The sequence below is a fragment of the Mesotoga sp. UBA6090 genome, assembly GCF_002435945.1.
In the GTDB taxonomy this organism is placed as follows: domain Bacteria; phylum Thermotogota; class Thermotogae; order Petrotogales; family Kosmotogaceae; genus Mesotoga.
Genome location: NZ_DIXC01000081.1, coordinates 1 through 21442, shown reverse-complemented (window position 1 = coordinate 21442; position 21442 = coordinate 1). Strand labels below are relative to the sequence as shown.

The 21442-nt window shown below is 44.5% G+C and carries 13 protein-coding genes; 3 read left to right on the top strand and 10 right to left on the bottom strand.

The window, feature by feature from the left end:
* Positions 1-5: 5 nt before the first annotated feature.
* The 9 genes from B3K42_RS12545 to B3K42_RS12505 all read right to left on the bottom strand — a co-directional run bounded on the left by B3K42_RS12545 (position 6) and on the right by B3K42_RS12505 (position 10440).
* Positions 6-449 (bottom strand): nuclear transport factor 2 family protein, encoded by a 444-nt coding sequence (locus tag B3K42_RS12545; RefSeq protein WP_110991056.1) that lies wholly within the window; start codon positions 447-449, stop codon positions 6-8.
* Positions 450-678: 229 nt separating this feature from the next.
* The gene (gene lipA / locus B3K42_RS12540) at positions 679-1536 is read right to left on the bottom strand and encodes a lipoyl synthase (RefSeq protein WP_110991055.1); all 858 of its coding nucleotides are present in this window, start codon (positions 1534-1536) and stop codon (positions 679-681) included.
* Entirely contained in the window at positions 1511-2218 is a 708-nt protein-coding gene (lipB, locus tag B3K42_RS12535) for a lipoyl(octanoyl) transferase LipB (protein WP_110991078.1), read from the bottom strand. The genes lipA and lipB overlap by 26 nt, the downstream gene beginning before the upstream one ends.
* 2 nt (positions 2219-2220) lie before the next feature.
* On the bottom strand, positions 2221-3462 hold the full coding sequence (locus tag B3K42_RS12530; protein WP_110991054.1) for a penicillin acylase family protein: 1242 nt from the start codon (positions 3460-3462) through the stop codon (positions 2221-2223).
* A 372-nt stretch (positions 3463-3834) separates the two neighbouring features.
* Positions 3835-5862: a 5'-nucleotidase C-terminal domain-containing protein gene (locus tag B3K42_RS12525; RefSeq protein ID WP_110991053.1), complete on the bottom strand. Its 2028-nt coding sequence runs from the start codon at positions 5860-5862 to the stop codon at positions 3835-3837.
* Between the two features lie 906 nt (positions 5863-6768).
* Positions 6769-8169 (bottom strand): dipeptidase PepV, encoded by a 1401-nt coding sequence (gene pepV / locus B3K42_RS12520; protein ID WP_110991052.1) that lies wholly within the window; start codon positions 8167-8169, stop codon positions 6769-6771.
* A gap of 12 nt (positions 8170-8181) precedes the next feature.
* Complete coding sequence (locus B3K42_RS12515; RefSeq protein WP_258367439.1) at positions 8182-8484, bottom strand: hypothetical protein; 303 nt, start codon at positions 8482-8484, stop codon at positions 8182-8184.
* A gap of 432 nt (positions 8485-8916) precedes the next feature.
* On the bottom strand, positions 8917-9639 hold the full coding sequence (locus B3K42_RS12510; RefSeq protein WP_110991051.1) for an SGNH/GDSL hydrolase family protein: 723 nt from the start codon (positions 9637-9639) through the stop codon (positions 8917-8919).
* 477 nt (positions 9640-10116) lie between these two features.
* Positions 10117-10440 carry a hypothetical protein gene (locus tag B3K42_RS12505; RefSeq protein ID WP_110991050.1) on the bottom strand — a complete coding sequence of 108 codons (324 nt, stop codon included), beginning with the start codon at positions 10438-10440 and terminating at the stop codon, positions 10117-10119.
* Positions 10441-11444: 1004 nt separating this feature from the next.
* Here B3K42_RS12505 and B3K42_RS12500 point away from each other — a divergent pair.
* The 3 genes from B3K42_RS12500 (at position 11445) to B3K42_RS12490 (ending at position 15981) form a co-directional block, all read left to right on the top strand.
* Positions 11445-13514, top strand: coding sequence for a RecQ family ATP-dependent DNA helicase (locus B3K42_RS12500; RefSeq protein WP_292599086.1), 2070 nt, complete (start codon positions 11445-11447; stop codon positions 13512-13514).
* The gene (locus B3K42_RS12495; RefSeq protein ID WP_292599084.1) at positions 13498-14517 is read left to right on the top strand and encodes a DNA-processing protein DprA; all 1020 of its coding nucleotides are present in this window, start codon (positions 13498-13500) and stop codon (positions 14515-14517) included. Before B3K42_RS12500 ends, B3K42_RS12495 begins: the two co-directional genes overlap by 17 nt.
* A 675-nt stretch (positions 14518-15192) precedes the next feature.
* On the top strand, positions 15193-15981 hold the full coding sequence (locus tag B3K42_RS12490) for an alpha/beta fold hydrolase (RefSeq protein WP_110991049.1): 789 nt from the start codon (positions 15193-15195) through the stop codon (positions 15979-15981).
* 240 nt (positions 15982-16221) lie between these two features.
* Here the strand turns inward: B3K42_RS12490 and B3K42_RS12485 are convergent, their stop codons facing one another.
* A complete protein-coding gene (locus B3K42_RS12485; RefSeq protein WP_292599081.1) occupies positions 16222-20922 on the bottom strand; it encodes an SUMF1/EgtB/PvdO family nonheme iron enzyme in 4701 nt (1566 codons plus the stop codon).
* Between the last annotated feature and the right edge of the window lie 520 nt (positions 20923-21442).

The window sequence follows — 21442 nt, the reverse complement described above, 5'->3', positions numbered from 1 at the left end:
AAAACCTATCCGAAGTGTTTTCTCATGAAACGCCTGTAAGGCTTTCTGAATGAGGGAATGTTGTCGAAGATATCGCCCCAAAGGTCATAGTAATCTCTCTGCTCGATTATCTTTCCCTCTTCGCTAAGAGAGAGACGGCTCGTACCATAAATTACTGAAGTCCTCGTCTTTTTGAAGAGTATCGTCATTTCCCATTCGACAAAGACTACTTTATCTTCCTTAACGACTCTAAGAACCGCCATCTTCAGCTCTTTAGATCTCTCGGCAAGCCTTTCTGTCATTTTCTTGAATTCTTCGATCCCCCGGATTTCCTGGATAGTGTCTTTGAAGAGAATGTTTTCGTCGTAGTAAGGAAGAATGTGAGACCAGTCGGGTCTCCCTTCTGTGTTGTAAGTCTTTGACCATAGTTCTCGAATTTGATCGGCACTCTCTATACAAAAAGCTTCCATAATCACAGCTCCCTAAAACATTAAGTAGAAAACACCTCGAGAGTTCCGTATTTCTTCAGTTGAATCGTCCAACATGGAGAACGTCTTAAGCAAATCGTATCACAGCGACTCTTACGAAGCAATATTTGGAAGATAACAAAATAGCAATCTCAGATTCTGCCCGACAAACTGTGAACGATAGACTTGAAAGGAACAAAGGTCCAGAACAATCCCGTTGCAAAACTTCTCTCTAGCGCAAACTTGAGAAGCCAAGAGCGGCATGATAGGAGCTACGAACGAGAGGACTCGATGCGACGAACGAGAAGCCTCTCTCCAAAGCGAAGATCTTGTAACCTTCAAACTGCTCCGGCGTAATGTACTCCACTACCGGAAGGTGGTTAAGAGATGGCTGCAGATACTGACCAATAGTCAACATGCTGCATCCTGCACCAAGCAGGTCCTCTATGACGGACTCAACCTCGTCTTCGCCCTCACCAAGGCCCACCATTATTCCAGACTTCGTAATTATCGAAGAGTCAATTTCCTTCACTCTCCGCAAGAGACCGATAGAACGCTCGTACGTTGCTCCGGGTCTCACATTGGCGTACAGAGAAGGTACGGTCTCCACATTGTGATTCAGCACGTCCGGATGCTCTCTGACGATTTTTTCGAGAGCCTTCCAGTTACCATTTAGGTCAGGGATCAGCAGCTCGATTGTCGTATCTGGACAGTTCTTTCTCAATTCACGGACGACATTAACAAAATGAGAAGCGCCACCATCGTCCAGATCGTCCCTGGTAACCGAGGTGATTACAACATGTCTCAATTGGAGAACATGAACGGCGTTAGAAATGTTCTCCGGCTCCTTTGGATCTGGAGAGCCCGGTATTCCCTTTGAGACTGCACAGAATCGACAGTTTCTTGTACAGATATCTCCAAGTATCATGAATGTGGCGGTTCTAGATGCAAAACACTCGCCGATATTTGGGCATCTCGCTTCTTCACACACGGTATGAAGACGCAGGCTTCGCAACATGACCTTTATTTCGCTCAGCTTACTCCGGTCGGCATTGAGCTTTTTCTTAAGCCAGTCTGGTTTCTCCTTCACTTTGACCACTCTCCAGCCATTCTCTTGAAACTTCTATCAGTTTGCTTTCAAAGACAAGAGAGAAATTCCTTTCCACACTCTCTATGATCTCATGGAAATCAACGTCGGCCACAAAATCGTCCATCGAAGCGATCGTATAGTCTTTTATACCACAGGGATTGATCAATCTGAAGTGTTCCTTGTTTACCCGTACGTTCAGGGCAAATCCGTGCATTGTGAACCATCTTTTGACAGCAATACCTACTGCGGCAATCTTACTTTCTTCCACCCAGACTCCTCTGTATTCCGGTTTCCTTCCCGCTTCAATCCCGTAATCTCCCAGCACTCTAATTACTACCTCTTCGAGAGAGTGCACGTACCATGGAAGATTCTTCTTCCATTTTCCAAGATTCAGAATGGGGTATGCAACTACCTGTCCCGGACCATGATAAGTTATGTTTCCTCCCCTATTGGTATTTCGAAGTTCGACGCCCAGACGCTCGAGCTCGCGTTCATCAACAAGAAGATTCTCTCTTCCACCCGATTTGCCAACAGTAATAACTGGTTTGTGTTCAAGGAGAATCAGTATGCAATCGGCCTTCCCAGACACAACCTTTTCAAAAGCTAGATTCTGCAGATTTAGCCCGTCAAGGTATTTTGTGAGCCCGTCCAGTCTTATTGAGAAGCAACTTCGATTTTCCATTTTCAATCGGACCCTGATTGACGCATAGTCTTTTTGATTGGCGAAGGGAGTGTTTCAATCAATTCTGCATACTTCATGACTTCTTCTCGGCTCAGAGGAGCGGGTCTGGTCTCTCCAGCGGCCCATAATTCGACCTGATCGAAGAAATGAGGGCTACGTGGGACTTCTGAAACTCCTGGTGGCAGAAATGCTCTGGAGCTATCTATGTTCGAAAGGTCGGCGATCTGAGTGTAAGAATTCCCCAGTTGCGACCAGATGGTATTTCCCGAGGTGGTTACGAGATCGGGCATATTTCGATTCGCATCGGGGTAAATCGAGGGGAGGCCTTCAAGATTAGTCTGATAAACCATCACTGCTTCTCTGACTTGAGAAACAGTTTCCCGAAGACTGCCGGCCGAAGCCTCGAGTACCTGGTTGACCCAGACTGCCAATTCCTCCTCGTCCGGCAACTTCTGAGTTCTCTCAAACTCTTCTAGGGCATACCGAAGGAGGAAGATATTGCCGGCATGGCCCCCGCCGTATTTCGATGCAAGAAGAGCCGTGACCGTATTGGGCCGCAGACTGCGATGCATTACTTGTACTATAGTCTCGGCAACATCGGCCGCTCTGCTGTTCTCCAAAAGGCGATAGTCCCAATCACTTAGGGCTTTCAGAATCCTCGTTGAATTCTGTGACAGAAGGTTCTTCTCAGACAAAATACGTGCGAGAGACAGAAAATCTCTGGCAATTGCCGAGACATTGTCTTGATGAATCTCCGAAAAGCTCTCAAAAGTGAAGTCGTTCTGATCATCCAGGAGCTCGTAAAGCCTCATGCTTCTTGGGTTATGGCCGGTTCCTCCGGTTCCTATAGTCAGAGAATGCGGGTACCAGTCTCCGACGGACAAATGACTTGCACTGGCAACTAATCCCGAAAAAGGATTCTGAACATCAGGAAGCTCCTGCGCGTGTCTGTAGAGTCCGAGTGTACGCATGAGCTTATCAGACTCCAGCAAGTTCTTGCCGTAAATCTTGGATAGCGTCCCGGCAACTTTTCTCCTTGAAAGTCCCATTTGAAACATACGGTCCTCAGCTGTGGCATATCCTGCCCCGAAAAAGAGTTCCAAGTCATTGTCCGCATAGATGTGGGCTATTCCCCAGTAATCCCGGATTACATCTATCTGATTGCCAGACAACCGGGCAGGAAAAATTGCAGCAAGCACGAAGATAGAGATTGCAAACATCCACGACGCGGGTTGCTTCCTCATACCTGCCCCCTTTTACTCACTGTCTGGAGTGGCCTTTCAATTATAGATCACTCTGATGATAGGAGAAAGCTCAGGCCATTATCCGTGATACAAGGAGATAATGAACTGAGGGTTTTTCTGAAATCAACAATCCGATGAACCTCAATAATTAGATTTGATTTCAAAACTTAAGCAATGATTCCACGTCATCTGCAAAAAAGAAAAAGACATGAAAGCAATGCAATGATTGTAGCGCTGGATGTCAAACACTCACTCTCACTATTGAAGGCTTTTCCCAAATGGTAGTAAGACTTGGCGGAATTCAGATCGCACCTTTTGTGCGGGCAAAGAAAAGCGGAGAGGTTTCCCTCTCCGTTCGACTGGCGATCCGGATTAATTGGCCGGGTTGATAATCGTTATTCTTCCCTCGTTGACTGGAGCGATTGTTCCGTGTCTTTCGACGTATTCTGCAAATGCATCTCTGAGGAAGGACTTTGTTTCAATGAACTTCTCCATTTCCAGGAACATGATAAACTTGTCTCCCCCGCCCGTGAGGAAGTCGTTGGCGGTGAGTGTGTAAGTCTTTTCGGGATCTAGCGGAACACCGTTCGATGTAACGGATATCAAGCGCTCATATGGAGGCTTAGCTGCGTCGAAGGTGTATTCGAGACCCGACACCTGCAGGAATTGGCCTGCCGCTGCCGGGTAGGCCGAAATACCATGTTCAAGGATGTCCCAAATCTGTTTTCCGGTGCCCCTTACTGCAACTACTAGATTATCGAATGGAAGAACAGTGTAAACGTCCTTTATAGTTATGTCTCCGGCCGGAATACTGGCTCGGACTCCTCCGCCGTTCTGTATGGCGAAGTCAGTTCCGGTCATCTCTCTAAGGCTATCGGCAATCGCGTTGGCAAGGTTGGACTCCTTCAGCCTTACCGTGCCCCTTTCTCCATCGAGATCAACCTCGGTCTTTCCAATCACCGTACCGAGCTTTTCGTCAAGTTGAGAGACATAACTTTGTACCACTTCTACTACTTCTTCGTCCTGCTGAAGGTTCTGACTCATGAATACGTGGGCGAAGTTGATACCTATTACTTCGCCGTTGTAAATGTTTAGATTCGTCTTTGAAATCAGCTCAGCATGTTTTCCTGAAGAGATCACCCAACTACCGTTAATCTTTTCTGGGAAGGCGACAACGTCCCTTCCTCCTTCGAATATAAGATCGTAGCCGGGGACCTTCGTTGGAAGCACTCTATTTCCACCGTGCAGATGGGCGAGGGCGACCAACAAATCTGCCTGTGGAGACACTTCATCCAGGAGTCTCTTTGCGGCAGAATACTGTTCTTCGAAGGTAATTCCCGCTACGTTCCTTGGATGGGTGTACCAGGCGCTGCTGTCGTCAGTAAGCCCAACGATGGCTATCTTTATCCCGTCGACTTCTTTTATTATGTATGGCTCAAGGAAGTACGGCGATTCTCCCAGGTACAGAGTGTTTGCGCTAAGGAATGGGAAATTTGCAAGTTTGCTGTTTCTTTCCATCACGTTGAATGGGAAATCGAAGTCGTGATTGCCCAGTACCATGGCATCGTAACCCATCATGTTCATGATCTTAATTACCGGCTCTCCTTCGAAAAGGTTGGCGACGTTGGTGTTGTAAGGAGCGTCTCCAACGTCCAGAAGCAGAAGATTAGGCTGAATTGCTCGTTCTGTCTTAACGTAGTAGGCCATTTTTTCCATCGCGCCTACTGGGTACTTCGCCCCGCTTGGTAAGTAAGGCTCTATGTGCCCGTGTATATCGGCGGTTGCGAGCATTGTGATTATCTTGAAATCTGGATTGTCTACGAAGTTCGAAAGAATCTGTGCAGCTTCTTCTCGCCTCAACGGTCTTTCCATAGAGAGTAATTCGGCAGGCACGTAGACAAGTTGTGAAAGCTTTGCCGAATAGTCTATCGGCTCATCAACTCCAAATAGAACCTTGGCTACTGCGAGCGCGAATTCGGCGCCCGTTACTGCTTCGAACGGTCTGTAAAGGCCATCGACAATCTCTTCGGCTCGTACCTTGATAAGACCCTCGATGTATTCCTCTCCTTCGATATCGACAGTATCCTTCGCAGACGGAACAACGAAAGCCTCATCGATAACACCAAGCGGGTCCGTGTAGACGAACTTCTTCTCGACCTCTTCTTCAAGCTTCATGGGATGGATTGTCGACAATTTGAATGTCTTGACTATCCACTCGGCAGCGTCGGCTCTCGAAAGCGCTTCTGTCGGACTGAAGAGATCGTCCTCTGCCTCAACTATCCCCGCGGCAAATAGCTTTTCAATAGCGGCCGAATATGGGCTAGCCGCAATGTCTTTGGGTCCGGCAAAAGACAACACACAGATCAGTAACGTTGCAATCAGGATGATTTTGTTCCTCAACGTAGTATCCCTCCTCTAATAAGGTTATGTGAATAAAAACAAAAAGTGATTTAGGGAAAACTGCCGAAGTTCCCTTTGTCCCCAAAACTATTATACGTCAGCCAATCAATTTGACGGACGGTCTTAGAGGGATTCAATGAAGAGAATCCGACGTTTGCTTTTTGTATAGTAAGCCTTCCTTACAGGGAACTCTACCTTTTTCCCCATGCTTAAGCTTCTTCGAAATGATTCTCAATTCTAGGCGGAAAACACTATTCTGTTGAATGCAATCTGTTGATTCAAGAATGCGGATATCGATTATTCGCACTTGTTCTATCTATCGACGGGGTCACCGAGGAAAATAACAAGATTCGACAAAAAGAATGATCGAGATGCTGAATCAAGTTCATGACGATATCTGACGTTTCTTTACTCTAGAGCTGTAACTTGGAACAGACAACTTGCAACTGCTCTTTCGAAGGACGGGTTTCATGATCCCGGACGAAGGACCGAGGACGGCTCCTACTCCTATTTGTTGTCCGTCAACGATCCGCCGTCCTCCGAGAAGATCTTTTCTAGAAAGTCCAGATCCTGAACAGGAGCACTTCAGTGACAAAATAGCTTCGCTCTGATCAGAGGGCGTAATTTGTTTCTTGAGGACTGGGTCAAGCTCTTGTTCTTTGCTCCCGACCAACCTCCGACTTCCGACCCCCAACCACGGTCTTACTCACAACTGTATGTTCTTCTCGGCGAACGGAGAACCGCTCAACGGCAAACCTGCTTCATTCATCTCTTTCCTGCCACGAACCTGCTACCCCCGACCCCGGCCTTTGTTCTTCTTGCAACTTGCAACTGTTGTTATTCCCTGAGAACGGAGATCCGATAACGAACAACGATCGTCATTTCTCTGTTTCAGAACCGGCTTTTTCACCCGCAAAGCTCTATGATTGCCTGTGTGAAAATCTTTGCGCTGGTCAAGAGATCTTCAATGACAGCAAATTCATCGGGGCCGTGCATATTGTTTTCGCTCCCGGGCATAATGCAACCAAATGCCACGCCGTTCTTCAGTCGATGTACATACGTTCCCCCTCCCATCGAGATGCAGTATCCCTTTTTTCCGGTGTAGCTTTCGTAAGATCTCAGAAGTGTCTTGACGAACTCGGAGTCACAGGGTACGTGATGAGGAGGTTTTATGTCATCGTTTTGCAGATCTATACCACTGTCAGCCAGTTTGGCCTTAATTACATCAAGGAGGTTCTCTTTCGTTGCGCATAAAGGAGCCCTGCAATCGAATGTCCCGTTGAGGCTTGAACCATCGTACTCCATCATATTGAGGCTTATTGTAAGCTTGCCGGAAAGTTCATCGCTCATCGCAACGCCAGCAGCCTCACCGAGCCAGTCTCCATGAGGAAATACCGAGTTTAGAGCTCGCAGCCTCTCAAAGCCTGTACTTTGAGAAGCCGGGAGCCTTGAGATGACTTCCAGCAAACCTGTCAAAGCATTTTTCCCTTTATCTGGAGTCGAGGCATGGCCCTGAAGCCCTCTAGCCTTGATTGTAGTCTTTTTCCCCTCGGTGGATAAGTTGAAAGAGATGGCGCTGATTTTGGTGACGGCATCGCAGCAATCGCGAATCACTTCGGGATCGATCCCCTCTACAACGGCAGTCGCTTCACCGGGAATCACATTGCTTTTGATCCCGGCCTTGAAGCTTACCACCCGGGGAGACTCGGTTGACTCTTCAAACCTGGATTCGAACTTTCCCTGGAGACCTCCCTTTTCTATGTTCACAACCGGGAAACTGGCGTCCGGTGAGAAGGTCATTGGAGCTTCCTCTTCTATCCCGTAATAGTATCTTATATCTGATGATCCACACTCCTCATCGGTTCCAAGTATCAGCCTTACACCGGCCTTCAGAGGAATACTCATATCCTTGACAGCTTTCATGGCGTAAAGAGCGGCCACGGCGGGGCCCTTGTCGTCTATCGTTCCTCGACCGTAGAGCCTTCCATCCTTTACTACGGGATTGAAGGGTTCTGTGACCGTCCAACCGTCTCCTCCCGGTACCACATCGAGATGAGCCAGGATGTCCAGCTTGTTATCCAATTCATTGAAGTCAACTGCACCGACATAGTTGTCGTAGTTCTTGGTCCTAAATCCCATTTCAGATGCCATCTCAAGGGCCTCGGCCAGCACTTCAACCGGTCCGTCGCCAAATGGCTTGCCCTCTTTCGCCTCTTCCTTGTCGCTCCTTATCCTTACCAGTCTCATGATATCTCTTATCATGAGTCCCTTGTTCTGTTCGAAGTAGTCTTCAATCAGTTTCTTCATAGGAATGGATCTTCACCTCCACCTTTTCAAAGTTTCGGATACTGCGTACCCACGTCTCGCGGCTGCTTCGAAAAGAAATCCCAGTGACTCTTCTATCTTCCTTCTGGGCGCAGCTATGTTCATTCTAGTAAAACCCTTACCAGCTTCTCCATAGTTTACGCCTTTATCCAGATCGAGATACGCCTCGTTCAGCAGGAATGAGTACAGCTCCTCATCATCTAGTTTAAGCCTTCTCCAGTCTATCCAGATTACGAATGACCCCTCTACTTCGGTCATTGTTACTGCCGGTATGTTTCTGGTGAAGAAGTCCTTCATTATGGACCCTCTGACCCCCAAGGATTGGAGAGACAGACAGAGCCTTTGATAGTTTCTTCGAAGCAATCGAATTGGGTCTTGAAAGAGCAAAGCAGAGAAGCCGACTGGGAGAGCTCAGTGGGCTGCATGGAGACCCTGGCTGGGGTGAGTTGCTCGCTATTATCGATCTCACAGATGAGAAGTCTGAGGATTGACTATTGAGTGCCGGAAGCATTCTGCGGAGGTTTTTTCCTTACTAGTCACGAACGTGGGCATAGACGCTTGGTCGAACTCTAAGAAACGCAATTGGTCTTGAGAGGAGTTCGGCTAAGTATTTCCTAGATGTTTCAGTTCTCACAGATTTGTGAGGAAGGAAGAGCGTCCTTAAACAGGAACCCTGGTGAATTACATAATTCAACAGCTATTAATTCCTAATTATGAGCATTGAATAAATCAGCTATCTGGAGGTGAAAGCTTTTTCAAGAACTCAGACGCACAATCTTTGATCAAGGCTGCTCCCGTGTTGTTTTGATGAACATGATCTACCGTCAACAGAAATCCATTTTCCTGCGATAGTGCGTCCCAGCTCTTTCTCAATATGATATGTTTGAAAATCATCCTTAATGTGAATTCCCAGGAGACTCCCAGTCCTGATGAAGAACTTTTGTTATTCTTTGTCAGATAATCACGTTGACGTTCATTGAGATCTATATAGCACAAGTCCATCTGCGAAGTTATCTTCTTAATCAGTTCAGAGTATTCCACGCTTTTCTTGAAGAGGATATGTTCGGGATCTTCTGTGATCAAAGGCAGCGACATCACTCCTATATGAGCAATGGAAGCGGTCTTAAGCCTTTGCAGGATTTCACCGAGGTTTCTGGCGTAGCTCTCTATTGAAGGTCTCTCGGGTAGTCTATTCTTTCTGATATAGGCTTTCATGGTCTTCTCTGAGTAGGTCGCCCACACGTCGTTTGTTCCTACCAGGAGAATAGCAATATCTGGCTTCATGGTGGTCACTTTCTCGATTCTCTTGAGAACGTCGTAAGAAAGATTTCCGTTTATTCCACTATTGATAAACTCAAGCTTTCCCCCGAATTCGCTTTTCAGCATCTCGAAGTAACTCACACCCACGCGGCCATAGGTGATACTATCTCCAATACAGACAACAGTATTCATGTGTAGTCTCCTCATTTTCACTTCATACTATTATAGTCTTTCATAGTTTTATCTACTTCGATAATCTACCGGCTTGAAGGCCCATTTCCCCATTCATGTTGGTTTGAATGCGAGATTCTCGAGATAGGATGCAAGAAGAAATACATGTCTCACACTGTCATTAACGTGTTTGACCCACATGTGGTTAGATTCTCACAAGACGGAGAGACTGTAACCAATCACTGTTTTTGAAAGGATAACTCTCTAGAACAAACGGCGTCCATCGCGATGACAGATGCCCATTTACTGAATCTCTTGGAAGCACTCAAGAAAATATCACGCAGTCCACTCATAGATCTTTGTGGTGGTACGTCTCTATTTCTTTTCGTCTTTCGCCTTGCTTTGCTCTTCTCAGCTTCATTGCTGTCAAAGTTGAGTTAGACCATGAAAGGATCAATCGAGATCTGTGCCCTTTGACTGCCATTAAGCTGTTTATCTCTATAATGACGACCCTTGATCTTGCTTATCTGACTTGTCTCTTTTATCCAGTCGAGACGAACTTTCGGCCGATTCTTCACTTTCTTTTCTCAGCCGCTTTGCCTTCGCCTTTGCTTTCTTTGCGTTCTTTTCTTTCACTTTATCGTACATGTCTCTTATCCAGACATCGACGGGTGCCTTCCACTTCTCAGCCTTGTTGGGTATATTCTTTATCATCGTCCTTGGATTTATTCCCAGTTCCTTTGCCATGCGTATCGTTTCATCGCCGACCCTGCATTTCTTCTTGACTTCTTTCCATTCATCTTCTCTTTTCTTGTTAGCCATAATTACCTCCCGGAACTGTTATGAATTCACGAATGGGGCAAGAGCATATTTCAGTAATATAACCTTTAGTATTTGCTGCTTAATGCAACATGAATAATCTCGGCTCTTCAGGAAATCATTTCCGATTTCCGGCGTGTAAGAGAAATTCTTTGACTGACAAGCGTAGTCTAGCACATGAAGCTTTCGACAGGTAAAACCGCTCTTACAGTCACATTTCCCCACCCAATATGAATCCGGACCAACAAATACACGTGTGAAGAAGCCACAGACTCGAAGTGATCTGAAGAAACGGCTTCTAAATCTCTGAAAACAGAATTAGAAGGATCTATTCAAGATCCATTTTTCTGAGTGAACCAGTATCTTTGAAGGGTATCCTTTGCTCTTGGGGGCACGGTTTATGAAGTTGAATTTTCCTGATTCACGCTTGTTTTGATTTCCCGATATTTCGACTGTTATAGTTTCTTAGTGATTATGGTTTAGCCCAAATAGCGCTGGAATTCTCCGTTGCCACTGCACCTCCAGTTTTTGATGATATATATTGTCGGTATTTCTGCAAACAGCTCAGGGTTTCAAGTCTCTGTTAAGGTCTTCATGTAAATCAGTTTGATTTGATTTCTTATCCCAATTTTTGTAAACTAAGAATGTTTGGCAAATGAATTAGCAAAGAACTGACAGCTGGTTAGAATGTGATGGTTTTAAGGAACGATTCGTGCAGTGCAGAATTCAAATTTCCACTTATCTCAATATAGCCTATTTTAGTATTCTAAATTTCCTAAGCCTTTGTCTCACCTTCTGCAAGGCTCTTGGTATTTATTTCTTTGAACTACTGATCAATATTGATAGGCCAGGTCCTTTGGAGCTACTGAATAGGAACATGATCTGATGAAGACAACGGCGGCCATATTGTTGTCAATTAGCGTTAGCTGAAAAACTTCTGCTCGATCTGTCATACGAGTTCAGAGAGTTGTTATTCCATTTAGTAAATCTATTCACGGAGGTAACGGATGATAGAGAAACAAGAAGCTCAGCAAATTCTGGAGAAAATGCTTGGAAAAGGGGTGTCATTCAGACCAGATCAGTGGGAAGCAATCAACGCAGTTGTCAACGAGCACTGCAAGGTTCTTCTTGTTCAGAAAACAGGCTGGGGAAAGAGTATAGTATACTTCCTTTCTGCATACTTTTTGAGGAAAGAATCAAAGGCTGTAGTATTGCTTGTAAGTCCATTATTGTCATTGATGAGAAATCAGATCGACATGGCCAAGAGAATCGGAATCATCGCAGAAACTGTAAACAGTACAAATCCAGCTGAATGGGAAGAAATTCTAGAAAGAACAAGAACCAATGAAGTCGATATACTCCTTATTTCACCAGAAAGACTAGGGAACAAAGGGTTTCTTGAGAGATTCATCTCGTTCAATATAGGACTTCTTGTAGTCGATGAAGTGCACTGTATATCAGATTGGGGTCATGACTTCAGGCCAGACTATCGAAGAATTGTGCGTATAGTCTCAAATCTTCCGAAGGGCGCCCCATTGTTAGGAACAACAGCTACTGCCAACGACAGGGTAGTGAGAGACATTGAAGAGCAGTTTGGCAAAGATCTTCTAACGATTAGGGGTCCACTGAAGCGAGAAAGTTTGAAGCTTCAGGCGGTGAGACTTGCAGATCAGTCCGAAAGACTTGCCTGGCTAGCTGGAAACTTACCTAAAATCTCAGGATCTGGAATCATTTACTGTTTGACGAAGATTGATTGTGAAAGAGTCGCCAGATGGCTTAAAGATAACAATATAAATGCATCTGCATATCATGCGCAAATGAATAACGAAAGAAGAGAAGAGCTGGAAAGGCAGCTAACGAAAAACGAGATAAAGGCTCTGGTTAGTACAGTCGCTTTGGGTATGGGATATGACAAACCGGACATTGGTTTCGTGATTCATTTTCAAACTCCATCGTCGACAGTAGCCTACTATCAGCAAATCGGGAGGGCAGGAAGATCAGTAGATTCTGCAGAGGTTATTCTTCTAGGAGGTAAGGAAGACGATGATATTCACGATTACTTCTTTGAAAATGCTTTTCCTGAAAGGTCGATAATTGAAGGGATCGTAGAATTAATTGGGCAGTTTCCGAGAAGTAAAGCCGAGATAATGAGATCAATAAACGCTAAAATATCGGAAATCGAAAAGTGTCTTAAGATTCTTGAAATCGATGGTATTATTACCAGAAATGGCTCCAGATACATCAGGACCGCAAACAGGTGGAGTCCTAACAGTGAAAGGTGGAAGGAAATAATTCATCAGAGAAAACAAGATTACAAGGATGTGAAGGCATTGTTTGAACTGAAAGGATGCCTTATGAAGTACGTCGTCAGTAAGCTTGATGATAATCTCAGTGAAGATTGCGGTAGATGCTGCAACTGTGCGGGTGATTTTCGACCAAGGGGTACAAACCCTCAGCTCGTTCAGAAAGCCGCGAAGTTTCTTAAGAATAGATTCGTGAGAATTGAGCCAAGGAAAAGGTTCCCTTATCGATTTGAAGACATGATACAAATACCGGAACCCTTAAGATATGAAGCTGGTTATTCGTTGAGCATTTATGGTGATGCCGGTTGGGGTAGAATGGTTAAGGAGAATAAATACGAAAGGGGACATTTCAGAAGTGAATTGGTAGCCGCTTCTAAGGACTTGATTACCGATTACTGGTCGCCTGAACCGTTTCCAGAAATTGTTGTGTCCGTTCCGTCTCTCAGGCGTCCCTATCTGGTCTCTAGATTTGCGGAAGCTTTGGCTAAAGAGATTGGTCTGAGTTACATACCGGATTGTGTCGTGAAGAAAAAGGAAACACATGAACAGAAGGCCATGAAAAACTCATCTATGCAGTTTGAAAATGTACTCTCCGCTTTTGATGTTTCTCTTGACCTTGGGGGTAAAAGAGTCCTCCTTGTCGACGACCTTGTCGATTCGAGATGGACATTTACAGTAATAGCTTATCTGCTGAAGAAGAAAAACGCCGGTGCGGTTTATCCCTTTGCTTTATCGGCTTCGTGGGAAGGTGGTTATGATGACGACGAGTCATGATTACATATCCGACAGGCATTCGATAATGCTCCTTACAATCAGATTTGATGCAGAGCGGAACAACGATCTCAAACCTCTCAACTTGAAGAACTTTAACAACCTTGCCAGGCGCATTGCCTCTTCTCCGCTTTCGAGGCCTTCCAAGCTCCTGGAGCTTAGTGAAGCGGAAATTGGCGAGCAGCTTGAGATAGACGAAAAATCTGCGAAGCTTATAGCTGGCCTTTTGAGTAGGAAGCACTCTCTCGCGATTGAGCTTTCGAATCTCGAAGAAAAAGGCATTCGTGCGATATCGCGTGCAGAACCGGAGTACCCTAGCAAACTGCTGGATAAGCTCAAGCATCTTGCACCGCCATTGATTTTTTATGCGGGAGACCTTTCAATACTAAACAATAAGGCGGTTTCAATCGTAGGTTCCAGAAAAACCTCTCAATCTTTGCTTGATCAAGCTCATCTCTTGGGAGAAAAATGTGCCCAGTCAGGTGTAACAGTAGTTTCCGGTGCTGCAAAAGGTGTTGACATGCACGCTATGATGGGATCGCTTCAGAACGGAGGTCTTGCTGCCGGTATTGTAGCTGATTCTCTCAAGAGTTTCATAAGAAAGGATGAGATCTCCAGATTTGTTAGGGATGGTCGTCTCGTATTGCTGTCGGCCTTTCCTCCCTGGGAAAGATTCACGGTCTGGAAGGCCATGGACAGAAACAAATATATCTATTCGCTTTCCGACTATGGCGTAGTTGTGCGAAGTGATCTGGAAAAGGGTGGGACTTGGTCAGGGGCTACAGAATGCATTGAAAAGAATTACTGCGCACTGTTTGTGCTTGACCTCGGTAAGGAAGAAAGAGGAAACGCAAAACTAATAGATATGAGCGGGATACCGCTTGACATTGATATGATCTCCCGGGAGCCCGACATATACCAACTGTTATCCGGCATGATCGAAAGAGACAGTGAAGAGGAGCCGTTCAATGGTCAAAATGTGAAACAACTTCCGCTTTGGTTCTGAGAGCTTCCTTTTCTTGGTCTGATCATTAATGAAACTCCTTCCTGTGACCTCAGCTTCATACTTTGGACTCTTGAAGCAGACTATTTCCAAGGGCTCGTCATTACATTGATTAGCAAAACGCATGAGTTCATCTCCCAGAAAGGGTTATGGGGCTTGTGAAGATTGTGAGCGTGTTACTAGCTGTTAAGCCAGGTTTCGAAGTAGGTTGGACACGCTTTTACTTCAAGCTTGGAAAGGATTTCACGCTGTTTGCCTGTCAGTTTTTAGACTTCAGCGAATGAAAAGAAAGAGCGATGGAACTGGTATGAAATAAATGGTTGAGATCTAAGTGAGATTTTTTTGGGGGCAAGGATGGGAGCATCATCCTATCTGCTGATATAGCATAGTAAGCAGTGAATCATATTGATAATGCCCTAGGGCAAAGAGATTGATAACATCCTTTCCTTCTGCCGGTGAAGAATACGTCTGTGAGGTTGCAGAAAAGATTATTGTGGTGGAACGTCTCTTTTTCTTTCAATTATCTAGCTAGTTTGGCTATCTTCAGATTCCTTGCTGTCAAAGTTGAGTTAATATAACGCCAGTATCATGTCGGTCGAAGGAGGAGTAGAATACAGCAGTGAAAGAGAGGTAACTGCAAAGCGCAGAGAAGAACACTCCAAACTGGAGGCGAAAAAAATGAATAATCTCAGAATGTACGGTGATCCTCCATTCAAAGTTATAGTTGCCCACGGAGGGCCGGGAGCGGCCGGAGGAGTCGCGCCTCTTGCTAGAGAGCTTGGAAAGAAGCGGGGAGTTCTAGAGCCTTATCAGACAAAGAAGACAGTATCAGGACAAATAGAGGAATTGAGGGAGACTATAGAGAAGTATTGCCGTCCTCCGGTTATTCTTTTGGGGCATTCTTGGGGAGCGTGGCTCGTCTTCTTGTTTGCGGCAAAGTATAGCGATCTTGTGGATAGGATAATACTCATAAGCAGCGGTCCTTTCGAACAGCACTACGCTTCCGGTATTATGAATACTCGCTTGAACCGTCTTGACGCAAAAGAAAAGGCTAGAGTGGAAGAGCTCATTCGCCTCTTGAGCAATGCAGAACTCAAAGATAGAGAAGCACTATCTGAATTCAGAAAACTCCTGGCAAAGACAGACCACTTTTATCTTCTAGAAGATGCAGAAAGAGTAGAAGTCAATATCAATGCAGAGATATACAAGAGCGTTTGGACTGAGGCCTCAGAGATGAGAAGCAGCGGAGAGCTTCTCGAGAGTGGCAAGAAAATTCGCTGTCCCGTCCTTGCAGTCCATGGCGATTTCGACCCCCATCCTGCAGAGGGTGTTGAGATCCCGCTTTCAAGGATAATCAAAGTTTTCAAGTTCAGGCTTCTGGAAAGATGCGGCCACATGCCCTGGATGGAAATACATGCCAGAGAAGAGTTCTACAGGATTGTAGAAGCCGAGCTTGAAGAAGGATAGTCTCTCACGAAGACTCTTCTAATTGATCTAAGTCTCGCTGAGAAAATGGCAGTGATAATAACTACAGACATTGGATTCAGAGAATGGAACAATATTTCGATCGCGTCCAAAAGAATGCATTCACCAGAAATGACCTCTCGGTCTTCGATGATTAAATATTGCAGCAACTATTCGCAGGAGTAACCGGCAAAGGTAAATACATTTGCCGGTGTTTTTGAATGTCTTGCTCTGATAGTCGGTTCAGTTTGCGCAGTATCTTAACGTTTCCATTATTCTTTCCAGTACAGGCTCGTACTGACTCCAGAACCCTGCCTTCGCAGCAAAACCGACTGAAAGGCAGTATCCATCATCTCCCGGTTCGTAGACGTGAGAGTAGATAGATCTCTCAACATTCCATTGCGGAGCTGTAAGCTCTATCCATATTCCCGGCTTCCCGGCGATGAGTCTTTCGAATTCTTCAACAACTTCCATGTTGAGTCTTGTTTCCTCTTCTTCCTTCTCAAGGAACTCCGGTTTCACTCTAGCGATGACGAAGAAGATGTTCTCTGAGCCGGGTTCAGCATCAAACCATCTGCTTACCGGCTTCGAATTCTCATCGCCCTCCAATTGAAGTCTGTACCCCTCTGTATCATCGAACCAGGCTGAAGGTACTTCGTAGCACAGCTCGTCAGAAGAGACTTCTATCCATTCCGCAAGAACGGTCTCTTGACCTACCTCTTGAGCATTCTCAGAGGGTACTTCCTTATCTTTTGGAGATATTAGTTCAATTTCATCTGGGCTCGAATATTCACTTGCTTCTTCAAATATTGTTCTGGAAATCCTGAATCCAAGCTCTTTGGATGATGTATTAACGTAGTAATAGAACCGAGATTCATTTCGTAGATAGTTCTCGCTGTCAGAAAAGCCTCCACCTCTTACAACGCGAGAAAAGCTTGCTTCATTGTCATAAGGATTTTCTTTTGGGCTCCTGCTGTAATAGTCATCATGATACCAATCAGAACACCACTCCCAAACATTTCCTGACATGTCGTAGAGGCCCAAGTCGTTAGGATCTTTCCTGCCAACTTCATGAGTCATTCCGAATGAATTCGAGTAATACCAAGCAACTTCATTTATGTCATCACTTCCAGAATATTTGTACACATTTTCAGAATGTCCACCTTTAGCCGCAAATTCCCATTCTGCTTCAGTGGGGAGTCTATATCCGACCACCTTCAATGGGTCCGTTGTTATCCTTCCGTCTTTGTCCAAGAGATTCCCGTTACTATCATACGCTTTGGGAAGCTTTTCCTTCTCGCTAAGCCAGTTGCAGTAAGCTATCGCATCGTTCCAACTTACGTTTACTACTGGCCTGCTTCCTCTTCCCCAACCTTCATCGCCCGGACCTTTTCTACTAGTTGCGCTGCAAAAAGCGTCATATTCTTCGAAAGTGATTTCGTATTTGCCAATACAGAAGTCATAATTGAGGATAATAGTATGAAGTGGTTTCTCACGATCAAAACCCGTTGCAGAATAGTCTCCCATTTCGAAAGAACCCCTCTCCACACGCTCGGTCTTCGGAACATTGTTTGAAGATTCATAGTCCTTTAGAGAGCAAATGCTAAAACTTCTGGATTCACTTCTTACTGATCCGCCTTGGCCATCCAATGCCTCTAATCTCCAGAAGTAGGTCCTTCCCCACTCCAAAGACTCAGGAATCCATTGTTCTGTCGTAACAGTCGCGACTAATGGTGGATCTGATGTTTCTCCAAAATAGACTTTGTAGGTTAGACTATCATCATCTTCGTCCTTGGAAATCCATTTCAGCACAATACCTGCTTTTGATGAAGCAATGCTATTGTTTTCGGGAAACAACTGTTCGATTTCAGGGTTTTCGTTAGGTTTTGTGACAAAAGAATATTGATCGCTTTCTGCCTTCTTCCCCCATTCGTTTATTGCAATAACTTTCCAGAAATATGATTTACCTCGTGCGGGAGCTGAGACGCTGAGAAAGTTGTCTTTCGTTGGACCATAGCGCTGTTCATCAAACTCAACAAAATAGGAAGCACTTTCTTCAGAAGCTTCCCATCTAAGTAGCAAAGTGCCAGACTTGATGTCCTCCGAATTTGGTAAAGGATATATGGCTTTTGGTTCTTGAGGAAAAGGCAATGTAGTCTTAAAGCTCCAAACTGGTCCAGGAGATAGCGCTCCCGAAGAATCAATTGCAATAACGCGCCAGAAATATTTCTTGTCATATTCAAGATTTCCAATCTTGGATTTGCTTTCTTTGAGGTCTACTTTCATCAAGGTCTGTGGTACTGGTTCAGTGTCTAGATACAGCTTATACTTGAGCATACGGTCGTCTTCGTTGTCAGAGCAGTTCCATGAAAGCTCCACATCAGTCGAAATATCTTGGCTTCCATCATGTGGGAATGGCTTGCTGGGAATATCGGGAGGCGTGTTTGGAGTTGTGTCAATTTCAGTAACTGTTTTTGCAACTCTAAAGCCCAAATAGATGCTCTTGTATAGAGATCCTATACCCTCTCTATATGTAGACATGATCTCAAGTTCAGAACTGTCCCAACTTCCTCCTCTGTATACTTTGCCATTTGTCCTGTCAGAAGAATATGGGTTTGTCTGTTGCTCGGAAGAATAGCTAGCGTACCAATCTGTACACCACTCCCAAACGTTTCCAGACATATCGTGTATTCCCAGCTCATTCGGGAATTTAGAACCAACTGGATTCGTCTTGAATGTGGAGTTTAGTTCATACCATGCTACAAGATTAGCATTGTTACCGCCTGAATAAAGGTACTCCTGAGAGTTATTACCACCAGTTGCAGCATACTCCCATTCTGCTTCGGTTGGCAGTCTGTAACCAGCGACTTTGGATAAGTCTCCAGTCACATTCCCTTCTTTGTCAATAAGACTCCCACTCTCATCATAAGCTCTCGGCAGATGTTCTGTGTCACTTAGCCAATTGCAATAAGCAACTGCATCCCACCAACTAACGTTTATTATTGGTTTATCGCCCATTCCAAAATTCGAATCATCGGGTAACTTGCTGCCCGTGGCACTACAGTATTTCTCGTACTGACCGAAAGTAACCTCATACTTGCCGATGAAAAAATCATAGAGGATGCGTACTTCATGAACAGGTTTTTCCTGGAGATTTGAGTTATCGGAGTTGTTTCCCATTGTGAAGCTTCCTCTTTTTACAACGATTAAGTCTGGTACAAGTACAGATGGGGAGTAATTTCTTTGAGTCTCGAACGTCCATATAGGACTAGATTTGTATGGAATTCCATCTTCTATCGCTTCGACTCTCCAGAAGTATTTTGTGCCCATACAAAGGATCGGAGAAAATTCTGTTTCCGGAATCCTACTGATCAGAAGTGGAGGATCATTTTGAGTTCCGAGAAACAAGTTGTATAGAGATTCTACGGAACCATTCGGGTTTTTCCAACGAAGCAAGGTGTTCGGGTTCTGATTAGTCGATCCGTTGGCAGGTGAAAGAAGTGATAGTATTCTTGATTTGCCGACAAGCATCGAAAATACTGAAATTGCCATTAACAGAATTATCGCTGCAACTAAAGAAAGAAGCATGAAAAGAAAAAGTCTGCTGCGCTTCTTTTTGGGCAATGTAGTTGAGTTATCTGCCTCCTTTGAAAGTCCCTTATTTGAATGAGTCGATGAAGTTCCTTCTCTACTGGAGAGTTCTTCCGATTTTAAGGGGGAAGGGAGCATTACCGCATTCTTATCATTTTCAACGAAGAATTCGTGCGTCTCTGCTTTCATAACTTTAGAAGAGTAAGGCTCTTTGTCAGAGGAATTTGTAATGTGTTCGTTTGATCTAATTTGGTATCCGTCTGATTCAGGGGGTCTTGATCCAATTCCTTTCTCGTCTGATTTTGATCCTTTTGTTTCTACGCCGCTTTCCGTATTTTTTGCTCTCAGTTCATTTTCTTGTATTGTACTCAAACTATCCGAATCGACAATAGACGATTCTTTGTTATATTGAAGGATATCTGCATTCTCAATACTATACTTTTTCTCTTGCTCGACCAGTGGATTGTCTTCAGAACTTCCACTCTCCATCTCTTTTTGTTCTTCAGTTAGGCTCTTCGTATCCCAAGGGATTCTTTCATTCTCCCTATTCTCTCCCTTGTTGAGGAAAATAGGTTCTCCACATCTTATTGTGGGAAGCGATGAGCTGTTCTTCAACTTCTTGAATTGTATCTTCTTTTTGGACTGCAATTTGCGTTTCTTATCAATGTCCGAAGCATTCCTATTTTCATCTTCAATGGATTCTCCGACAATCGCGTTACGAACAGAGTGGACCCCCAACTCCTTATCAATCTGCTCAGTTATATTGGATTTATTCTTTTCATCTGAGTCGTCATCTTTTGGCCCGGAAAGCGCTTCATTCTTTTGCCTTCCTTCCTTCTTATCAGTTTCTTCTTCGGATTTGCTTTCTAGCGAATTTGAGTCATCAGTGAGTCTTGAAACTTCTTGGGAGGGGGAGCCCGAATCAGTATCTTCAGGTATATTAATGTTTGAATCATTCTCAATACTCTCGCTGATCTCAGATTTTGGCAACAACCTTTCAAGTCTTTTCATACCGCTCTCATAAATCGAGAAAGTTATGCAATTCTTGATCATGAACATTGGGGGAATTTTCGAATCGTCCAAACGAATTGGGATTACTCTAGGTCTTCCGTATTCAATTTCCAGTTGACATGCCAAAGGAGCCTCATGCTTCATTACGTATGCGGAGTTCAGAGAGTATTTGCTCAAAGCAACGATCACGTAGTCGGCGGCAGAAATCGCCTCGTCAATGTGTGACAAAATCGAAAACTCGCCAATATCATCAATATAGTTCCATACATCAAAACCAAGATTCAGCAGGTCATTTTTCAATCTGCTGACAATCTCCCAGTCTTCTTCTGCGAAGGAGATCATGACTTTATACTTTATTTTGAACCACCTCTTGATCTCAAACCGCGGACAACACTTGTGAAGGATGAAAGAATGACTTTTTTATCGAACTAATGTTTCAGAGTATTGACTAATGTTACTTTTGGGCTCCCATATGATGATATTATACAGTTCTATTGAAGAATTCAGAACGCAATAACACAAACTGAATTTGAGTAATCTTTTTTCGAGCCGCGTCTTTCGTTCTTCAATCTGGTGGTTGATTGAGAATAGGCTGAAAGTACTTAACAGCAGTACTAGAACAGTAACATCTTCTGCTAAAGGGCTTTTTCTGAAGATTGACTGATCTGTGAAATCGAGTAGATTCCTTCAGATTCTGCTACGTTATCCTTTGATAGCAGCAAATCCAGAGCAAAAAATTCCTACGAGTTTTGTATGATCATCATCACTTGAGAGTCTCCTCAATCGTTTTCATAATCTTTGCGATCATAAACAACTTTCTTTCCCAATGCTTCAGCGATGTTTTTTGCAAGAGTGAATTCCC